A 9,911-nucleotide genomic window follows, 5' to 3' on the forward strand; every position below is an offset into this window, starting at 1 on the left:
CGGCAGTACCGGCAGCACGGTCAGGATCATCCACTCCGGCTTGTTGCCGGATTGCACGAAGGCTTCCAGAAGCTTGATGCGCTTAGTCAGCTTTTTGCGCTTGGTTTCAGAGTTGGTTTCTTGCAGCTCTTCGCGCAGCTGCTCGCATTCCTGCTCCAGATCCATATTTTTCAGTAGGATCTGGATCGCTTCGGCGCCCATTTTGGCGTCAAATTCGTCACCAAACTCTTCCAGCGCGTCCAGATACTGCTCTTCAGTCAGGATCTGACAACGCTCAAGGTTGGTCATGCCGCCTTCAACCACTACATAGGATTCAAAATACAGCACGCGTTCGATATCACGCAGCGGCATATCCAGCAGCAGACCGATACGGGACGGCAGCGATTTCAAAAACCAGATGTGGGCGGTGGGCGAGGCCAGCTCGATATGGCCCATGCGCTCACGACGCACCTTGGTCTGGGTCACTTCAACGCCGCACTTCTCACAGATGACGCCGCGGTGTTTCAGACGCTTGTACTTACCGCATAGGCATTCATAGTCTTTTACCGGCCCGAAAATACGCGCGCAGAACAGACCGTCGCGCTCCGGTTTAAAGGTACGGTAGTTAATGGTTTCCGGCTTCTTCACCTCACCGAAAGACCAGGAACGGATCATATCTGGCGAGGCCAGGGCAATTTTGATCGCATAGAACTCTTCGGTCTTAATTTGCGCTTTCAGAAACTTAAGTAAATCTTTCACGGATTGGCTCCTGTCGGAGTTGGACCTGTTAGGCGTCTGAAACGCTCAGGCGCCATTATTACCAGTGTGAATCGCACCCGGGCAGAAAAATCAGTCTTCTTCCAGCTCGATATTGATACCTAGCGAGCGGATTTCTTTCAACAGAACGTTGAAAGATTCCGGCATACCGGGTTCCATCATGTGATTGCCATCCACGATGTTTTTGTACATCTTGGTGCGACCGTTAACATCATCCGACTTGACGGTAAGCATTTCCTGCAAGGTGTACGCCGCGCCGTAGGCTTCCAGCGCCCACACTTCCATCTCCCCGAAGCGCTGGCCGCCGAACTGTGCCTTGCCCCCCAGCGGTTGCTGGGTAACCAGGCTGTACGAGCCAGTAGAACGCGCATGCATCTTGTCATCAACCAAATGGTTGAGTTTCAGCATGTACATATATCCCACGGTAACCTGTCGCTCGAACTTCTCGCCGGTGCAGCCGTCGAACAAGGTGATCTGACCGGAGGTCGGCAGGCCGCCGAGCTTCAGCAAATCTTTGATCTCTTTCTCTTTGGCGCCGTCGAATACTGGTGTGGCGATCGGCATCCCTTTCTTTAGGTTTTCTGCCAGACACAGCACTTCTTCATCGGAGAAGGTATTGAGATCCACCTTCTGGCGCACGTCATCACCCAGATTGTAAGCTTTCTGGATGAACTCGCGCAGCATGGCCACTTTTTCGTGCTGCTTGAACATGGCGCTGATCTTGTCGCCGATGCCTTTTGCTGCCATGCCCAGATGGGTTTCCAGAATCTGGCCGATGTTCATACGCGACGGCACACCCAGCGGGTTCAAAACGATATCCACCGGCACGCCGTTTTCATCGTAAGGCATATCTTCGATAGGGTTGATCTTGGAGATAACGCCCTTGTTACCGTGACGGCCTGCCATCTTGTCGCCCGGCTGAATCTGACGTTTCACCGCCAGATAGACCTTGACGATTTTTAGCACGCCTGGAGCTAGATCATCGCCCTGGGTAATTTTACGGCGCTTAGCTTCCAGCTTCTTCTCGAACTCATGCTTAAGCTCATCGTATTGCTCGGCCAGCTGTTCAAGCTGATTCTGCTTCTCTTCGTTTACCAGGCCTAGTTCCAGCCAGCGCTCGCGGATCAGCTTATCCAGTTTCTCCGTTTCGATGCCGTCAGAGAGCAGCACGTCGCGAATACGGGCAAACAGACCGGCTTCAAAGATCTGTAGTTCTTCGGTCAGGTCCTTTTTGGCCTGCTTAAGCTGCATTTCCTCGATTTCCAGCGCGCGCTTATCTTTTTCCACGCCGTCACGGGTAAATACCTGAACATCGATAACGGTACCGGAAACGCCGTTCGGTACGCGCAGAGACGAGTCTTTCACGTCAGAGGCTTTTTCACCGAAGATAGCGCGCAGTAGTTTCTCTTCCGGCGTCAGCTGAGTTTCCCCTTTCGGCGTAACCTTACCTACCAGAATATCGCCGCCGGTCACCTCCGCGCCGATATAGACGATACCAGATTCATCCAGTTTAGAGAGTGCGGCTTCACCCACGTTCGGGATGTCGGCAGTAATTTCCTCGGGCCCCAGTTTGGTGTCTCGGGACACGCACGCCAGTTCCTGAATATGGATGGTAGTGAAACGATCTTCCTGCACCACGCGTTCGGAGACCAACATGGAGTCTTCAAAGTTATAGCCATTCCAAGGCATAAACGCGATACGCATATTCTGACCCAGCGCCAGTTCACCCAAATCAGTGGACGGACCGTCGGCTAACACGTTGCCACGCTCAACCAGCTCACCCAGAGAAACGCAAGGTGTCTGGCTAATACAGGTATTCTGGTTGGAACGGATGTATTTGGTCAGGTTGTAGATATCAATGCCCGCTTCGCCCGGATACATTTCATCCGGATTGACATTAATCACTATACGGGAGGCGTCCACGTACTGCACTATTCCACCGCGTTTTGCCACGACGGTCACACCAGAATCAACGGCAACCGCACGCTCCATACCGGTGCCTACCAGCGGCTTATCGGTACGCAAAGTAGGCACTGCCTGACGCTGCATGTTCGCACCCATCAAGGCGCGGTTAGCGTCGTCGTGCTCCAGGAACGGAATTAGCGAGGCGCCGACCGACACCACCTGCTGGGTGGAGACGTCCATATAGTCAACCTGATCGCGGCTGAACAGGCTCGATTCGCCCTTATTGCGGCAGGTCACCAGATCATCAACGAAACGACCGTCTTCGCCGAGGTTGGTGTTGGCCTGTGCGATCACGAAGTTACCTTCCTCAATCGCCGATAGATAATGGATTTCGTCGGTGACTACACCGTCCAGCACGCGGCGATATGGCGTTTCCAGGAAACCATACTCGTTGGTCTGAGCATACACGGACAGAGAGTTGATAAGACCAATGTTCGGCCCTTCTGGGGTTTCGATGGGGCACACACGCCCGTAGTGAGTAGGATGCACGTCTCGCACCTCAAAGCCCGCGCGCTCGCGAGTCAGACCGCCCGGGCCTAGCGCGGAGATACGGCGCTTGTGGGTAATTTCTGACAGCGGGTTATTCTGATCCATGAACTGCGACAGCTGACTGGAGCCGAAAAACTCTTTCACCGCTGCCGATATCGGTTTGGCGTTTATCATGTCCTGCGGCATCAGAGTATCCAGATCGCCTAAAGACAGACGTTCTTTCACCGCGCGCTCCACACGCACCAGACCAACGCGGAACTGGTTTTCCGCCATTTCTCCCACCGAACGGATACGGCGATTGCCCAAGTGGTCAATATCGTCCACTTCGCCTTTACCGTTACGGATACCGATGAGCTTCTTCATCACATCAATGATGTCGTCTTTGCTCAGGATACCGGAGCCTTCGATCTCTTCCCGTAGCAGAGAACGGTTAAATTTCATCCTGCCTACCGCGGACAGATCGTAACGTTCCTCCGAAAAGAACAGATTTTCAAACAGGTTCTCAGCGGCTTCGCGGGTCGGCGGCTCACCGGGGCGCATCATGCGGTAGATTTCCACCAACGCACTCAGGCGATCGCCAGTCGGATCGACACGCAGAGTCTCGGAAATATAGGCGCCGTGGTCCAGGTCGTTGGTGAACAGTGTTTCAACACGCTTGTACCCCGCCTGGCTCAGCTTGGCCAGCAGGTCCAGCGTCAGTTCCATATTGGAGGGAACAATGATTTCGCCAGTTTTTTCATCAATATAATCTTTTGCTACCACCTTGCCGATAATGTATTCGACAGGGACTTCGATCTGCGCAACACCGTCTTTTTCCATCTGACGAATATGACGCGCGGTGATGCGGCGGCCTTTTTCGACATAAACGGTGCCGTTGGCCTCGATATCAAACGAGGCGGTTTCACCACGCAAGCGCTCGGGAATAAGTTCCATCTGCAGTTTTTTGTCGTGAATTTCGTAAACTACTTTGTCGAAGAACGTATCCAGGATCTGGCCGGTGCTGTAGTTTAGCGCGCGCAGAATGATGGTCGCCGGCAATTTGCGGCGGCGATCGATACGGACGAACAAATTATCTTTCGGATCGAACTCGAAATCCAACCAGGATCCGCGGTAAGGAATAATGCGTGCGTTATATAGCACCTTACCAGAGGAGTGCGTCTTACCCTTATCGCTGTCAAAAAATACGCCGGGACTACGGTGCAGCTGGGAAACGATAACACGTTCGGTACCGTTGATGACAAAGGTACCATTGTCGGTCATGAGCGGGATTTCGCCCATATAGACTTCCTGCTCCTTGATGTCTTTTACTGTGCCTTCCGGCGCTTCGCGCTCATAAATGATAAGACGCAGCCTCACGCGCAGCGGTGCGGAAAACGTTACCCCACGGATCTGGCACTCTTTGACGTCAAAAACAGACTCACCCAGACGGTAACTGACATATTGCAGTTCAGAGTTACCGCTGTAGCTTTGTATAGGGAATACGGAACGGAAAGCTGCTTCCAGACCGTACTGACCTTCCGGATCTTGCTCGATGAACTTCTGAAACGAGTCAAGCTGGATGGATAGGAGATAGGGAACATCCAAAACCTGCGGACGTTTTCCGAAGTCCTTACGAATGCGTTTTTTTTCGGTATAGGAATAAACCATAGGGTTCCTCAGCTCGCTGACAAGTCGACCCACTCTGTCCGCTGCCCTACTAGGACAGTACATGCAACACCATTTTCGTGTTCGGAGGTTTACTATCCTCTCCGCAATACCTGTTTCTATTACTCTTAAATCATTTCGCTGCACTTTGCTAAATCAGGGAAGTTAGGCAGGCAATACAGTATGTTAAGTCGTCGATAGAAAAAACATTGTGGCTAACCAGCAGCTAAATGATGTGAAATGCCACTGATTCCCTACAGAGCAAACGCAAAAAGCTGGTGACCCAAAAGCCACCAGCTATCAGCCTAAGATCCAGGCTGTAATCTGGAAGGTTATCTTATTTAACCTCAACAGAAGCACCCGCTTCATCCAGAGCCTTCTTCAGTGCGTCAGCGTCATCTTTGCTCACGCCTTCTTTCAGGGTGGCAGGTGCGGATTCAACCAGGTCTTTCGCTTCTTTCAGGCCAAGACCGATAGCGCCCCGCACGGCTTTGATAACAGCAACTTTATTCGCGCCGATTGCGCTCAGCACAACGTCAAACTCGGTTTTTTCTTCTACGGCTTCAGCCGGCGGACCGCCCGCGGCAGCAGTAGGGGTAGTGGTAGTAGTAGCAGAAACGCCGAATTTTTCTTCCATCATAGAGAGTAGTTCAACCACGTCCATTACGGACATTTCGGCAACCGCGTCTAGAATTTGTTCTTTAGTGAGAGACATAACAAGTGTTCCTAGAATTCAGAAAGCGCATATATGTTTGCAATTGCTTCAGAATAAAGCTGGCGATTATGCCTCCTCTTTCTGATCGCGCAGTACGTCCAGTTTCTGATCGCGCAGTACGGTCAGCGTGCGAACCAGTCTGCCCGCACAGGCTTCTTTCATGGCCGACATCAGGCGGGCGATTGCTTCTTCGTAAGTTGGCAGAGTTGCCAGGCGATCAATCTGCGATGCCGGGATAACTTCTCCTTCAAAGACAGCAGCTTTAACCTCAAAATTGGCATTATCTTTGGCAAAATCCTTGAACAAACGAGCGGCTGCGCCCGGGTGCTTGTTAGAAAATGCAATTAGGGTTGGACCGACAAACGTGCCTTTCAGGCACTCAAAAGAGGTGCCTTCAACTACGCGGCGCATCAGCGTGTTGCGAACAACGCGCATGTAAACTCCGGCTTCACGACCTGCTTTACGCAGTTCAGTCATTTTATCTACTGTAACGCCGCGAGAATCCGCGATAACGGCAGATAGCGCACCTTTGGCTACTTCGCTGACTTCAGCAACAATCGCTTGTTTGTCTTGAAGATTTAATGCCATTAGCTTGTGCTCCTGGATTTAACCGGGGAAAACCCGAAACTCACTTTACCGTCACAACAACGGTAAGCGTCGATATACAGTGATCAGAATCCATTAAACGAGTATTTTATTCAGGCTCTGTCACCGTCTTACGCAGGAAAATTAAGTGCTGTGATACAAACCTGCGGTCTTGGAGGGAGGCTTGGATAGACCAAGCTCCAACCAAAAAAATCTTAGCATTGCGCCTGTGGCAAAAAGGAAACCTCCCGTCGAAACTTCGGGCGTTAGATTCTAGACAAAACCAACGCCTGCGTAAAGCAATAATTAAGCGGTCACCGCGGACAGTCCACTTTGATCGATTATTACACCTGGGCCCATAGTGGTGGATAGGCTAATTTTTTTGATGTAAACGCCCTTAGCCTGCGTTGGCTTAGCTTTTTTCAGCGCAAACAGCAGAGCTTCTAGGTTTTCTTTCAATTTTTCAGACTCAAAATCCACTTTACCGATGGTGGTGTGGATGATGCCGTTTTTGTCGTTGCGATAGCGCACCTGACCGGCTTTGGCGTTTTTAACCGCTTCAGCGACGTTCTGGGTAACGGTGCCGACTTTCGGGTTCGGCATCAGGCCGCGCGGACCGAGGATCTGGCCCAGCTGGCTAACGATACGTATTGCGTCTGGAGAAGCGATAACTAAGTCGAAGTTTAACTCACCTTTTTTGATCTGGTCGGCTAGATCATCCATGCCCACCAGATCCGCACCGGCGGATTTTGCTGCCTCAGCGTTAGAGCCCTGAGTGAAAACTGCAACGCGAACGCTGCGGCCCGTGCCGTGCGGCAGCACGGTGGCACCACGGACATTCTGATCGGATTTACGTGCATCAATGCCCAGATTAACGGCAACGTCGATGCTTTCGACGAACTTGGCTGTAGCTAGTTCTTTCAGCAGCACTACAGCTTCGCTGATGTCGTACTGTTTGGTAAAATCGACTTTGTCGCGGATGACCCGCATGCGCTTAGTCAGTTTAGCCATTTCTTAATCCTCCACTACCAGGCCCATGGAACGCGCGGTACCGGCAATGGAGCGGGACATCGCTTCTATATCGGCACCGGTCATATCAGCCGCTTTGGTTTCCGCAATTTCACGAACCTGAGCGTTGGTGACTTTACCAACTTTTCCTTTATTCAGTTTACCGGAACCGGATTTGATACCCGCGACTTTCTTCAGCAGCACAGAGGCCGGCGGCGTCTTAGTAACGAAAATGAAAGAACGGTCGGAATACACGGTGATAACTACCGGAACCGGCAGCCCTTTTTCAATACCTTCGGTTTTGGCATTGAAAGCGTTGCAGAATTCCATGATATTAATGCCCTGCTGACCCAGAGCCGGACCTACCGGCGGACTCGGGTTTGCCATGCCTGCAGCAACCTGCAGTTTGACATAGGCTTGTACTTTCTTAGCCATATTGATTTCCTCTAATGGGTGATAGTGCGCCGGTTAAGGCTCCCCATAAAAAATCGCTTACGCGTTTTCAAGGACGCATAAAAATAAAAAAGAAAGGCGCAGAGTTTTAGATTAATTTCGCGCCCCGAGCAAGCAAAAATGTGATTACGGGACTCAGCTTTTCTCAACCTGACTGAAATCCAGCTCCACCGGCGTGGCTCGACTAAAGATCGACACCGATACCTTAAGGCGGCTTTTCTCATAGTCCACCTCTTCTACCACGCCGTTGAAGTCAGCGAAAGGACCATCGTTGACACGGACCAGCTCGCCCGGCTCGAAAAGGGTTTTCGGCCGCGGCTTATCGCCGACTTGCTGCAGGCGGCTCATGATGGCACCGACTTCTTTGTCGCTGATAGGCGCAGGACGATCCGAGGTGCCGCCGATGAAGCCCATGACGCGCGGTACGCTTCGCACCAGATGCCAGCTGGTGTCATTCATCACCATCTGCACCAGGACGTAGCCCGGGAAGAATTTACGTTCGCTTTTACGACGCTGGCCGCCGCGAATTTCCACCACCTCTTCCGTTGGCACCATCACTTCGCCAAACAGTTCTTCCATATCATGAAGTTTGATGTGTTCGCTGAGAGACTGTGCTACGCGTCCCTCAAAACCGGAAAACGCCTGAACGACGTACCAGCGCTTTTTTGGAGCTTCGGACATCTTAGAACCTTAAGCCAGTAATAAACGACACTACAAGGACCAGAACGCCATCCAGTCCCCACAGAATCAGTGACATCACGGCAGTCACAGCGGCGACGATCAACGTGGTATGTAACGTTTCCTGGCGGGTCGGCCAAATCACCTTACGTAATTCGGTACGCGCTTCATACGCAAACGCAACAGTGGACTTGCCTTTAGCAGTCATCATAGCTACACCGCCAGCGATAGCAATAATAAGCACGACAGCCAGCGCTCGCAGGGGTAAGTTGTAATTACGGTAAAAATAGTTACCGACGATGGCTATCATCAATAGAATCGCGACGACTAACCACTTAACTACTTCCAGGCCGCGCCTACTTCCTTGAGCTTCGGTATTCGCACTCATAAAAAACCTGTCACATAGGATTCAGACAAACAAACCATCAGCCCCGTTAAAGATTGAGGCTACCAAACCGAAGTATGCTCTGAATTAGCAACAAAACCTCGACGTTTTACGCTACAGAACAAGAGATCATCTCACCAATGATCATGACTTAAAATCGCTGATTAAGATAGATTCTCTGTCACAGCGCAGAAAAGGGCATCAAACGATGCCCATTAACCGCACGCCGCGTCGAATGGTTATTCGACAAATGTCAGTATTTGCCGGTTTAAGCGATAATTTTGGCAACAACACCCGCGCCAACGGTACGGCCACCTTCGCGAATGGCAAAACGCAAACCGTCGTCCATGGCGATCGGGGCAATCAGTTTGACAACCATCTTGATGTTATCGCCAGGCATTACCATTTCAACGCCTTCCGGCAGTTCAATAGTACCGGTCACGTCAGTGGTACGGAAATAGAACTGTGGACGGTAGCCTTTGAAGAACGGCGTGTGGCGGCCGCCTTCATCTTTGCTCAGAATATACACTTCCGATTCAAATTGGGTGTGCGGCTTGATCGAGCCTGGCTTGGCTAGAACTTGTCCACGCTCGACGTCGTCACGCTTGGTACCGCGCAGCAACACACCCACGTTCTCGCCGGCACGACCTTCGTCCAGCAGTTTACGGAACATTTCAACGCCGGTGCAGGTGGTTTTGGTAGTGTTTTTGATACCGACGATTTCCACTTCTTCGCCCACTTTGACGATACCACGCTCTACACGACCGGTGACCACGGTACCGCGGCCGGAGATGGAGAATACGTCTTCAATCGGCAGCAGGAACGGCTTGTCGATGGCGCGTTCCGGTTCCGGAATATAACTATCCAATGCTTCCGCTAGTTCAATGATTTTCTGCGTCCAGGCTTCGTCACCTTCCAGCGCTTTCAATGCGGAACCGCGGATAACCGGCGTATCATCGCCGGGGAAGTCGTACTGTGACAGCAGCTCACGTACTTCCATTTCTACCAGTTCCAGTAGCTCTTCATCATCAACCATATCGCATTTGTTCATGAATACGATAATGTACGGTACGCCAACCTGGCGACCCAGCAGGATGTGCTCGCGGGTCTGCGGCATCGGGCCATCGGTGGCGGCAACGACCAGGATCGCGCCGTCCATCTGAGCCGCGCCGGTGATCATGTTTTTCACATAGTCGGCGTGCCCTGGACAGTCTACGTGCGCGTAGTGGCGGG

8 protein-coding genes and 1 pseudogene are annotated in these 9,911 nt (G+C 51.9%); all 9 read right to left on the reverse strand.

Annotated elements, in window-relative coordinates; translation table 11 throughout:
* Window positions 1–738: pseudogene (locus BG74_RS16905) on the reverse strand (DNA-directed RNA polymerase subunit beta'); the annotation flags it as partial.
* 90 nt (window positions 739–828) lie between these two features.
* Window positions 829–4,857: a DNA-directed RNA polymerase subunit beta gene (rpoB, locus tag BG74_RS05145; RefSeq protein ID WP_066597069.1), complete on the reverse strand. Its 4,029-nt coding sequence runs from the start codon at window positions 4,855–4,857 to the stop codon at window positions 829–831.
* Window positions 4,858–5,191: 334 nt separating this feature from the next.
* Window positions 5,192–5,569, reverse strand: a complete 378-nt coding sequence (rplL, locus tag BG74_RS05150; RefSeq protein ID WP_066597071.1) for a 50S ribosomal protein L7/L12 — start codon at window positions 5,567–5,569, stop codon at window positions 5,192–5,194.
* A gap of 66 nt (window positions 5,570–5,635) precedes the next feature.
* Window positions 5,636–6,157: a 50S ribosomal protein L10 gene (gene rplJ / locus BG74_RS05155; RefSeq protein WP_066597072.1), complete on the reverse strand. Its 522-nt coding sequence runs from the start codon at window positions 6,155–6,157 to the stop codon at window positions 5,636–5,638.
* 303 nt (window positions 6,158–6,460) lie between these two features.
* Entirely contained in the window at window positions 6,461–7,165 is a 705-nt protein-coding gene (gene rplA, locus BG74_RS05160) for a 50S ribosomal protein L1 (protein ID WP_066597075.1), read from the reverse strand.
* 3 nt (window positions 7,166–7,168) lie between these two features.
* Window positions 7,169–7,597, reverse strand: coding sequence for a 50S ribosomal protein L11 (gene rplK, locus BG74_RS05165; protein WP_066597076.1), 429 nt, complete (start codon window positions 7,595–7,597; stop codon window positions 7,169–7,171).
* 153 nt (window positions 7,598–7,750) lie between these two features.
* The gene (gene nusG / locus BG74_RS05170) at window positions 7,751–8,296 is read right to left on the reverse strand and encodes a transcription termination/antitermination protein NusG (RefSeq protein WP_066597078.1); all 546 of its coding nucleotides are present in this window, start codon (window positions 8,294–8,296) and stop codon (window positions 7,751–7,753) included.
* A 1-nt stretch (window position 8,297) separates the two neighbouring features.
* A complete protein-coding gene (secE, locus tag BG74_RS05175; protein WP_066597080.1) occupies window positions 8,298–8,681 on the reverse strand; it encodes a preprotein translocase subunit SecE in 384 nt (127 codons plus the stop codon).
* 265 nt (window positions 8,682–8,946) lie between these two features.
* On the reverse strand, window positions 8,947–9,911 hold a 965-nt coding region (gene tuf, locus BG74_RS05180), incomplete at its 5' end, for an elongation factor Tu (protein ID WP_066596077.1).

Origin of the sequence: Sodalis-like endosymbiont of Proechinophthirus fluctus (assembly GCF_001602625.1) — a bacterium.
GTDB lineage: Bacteria > Pseudomonadota > Gammaproteobacteria > Enterobacterales > Enterobacteriaceae.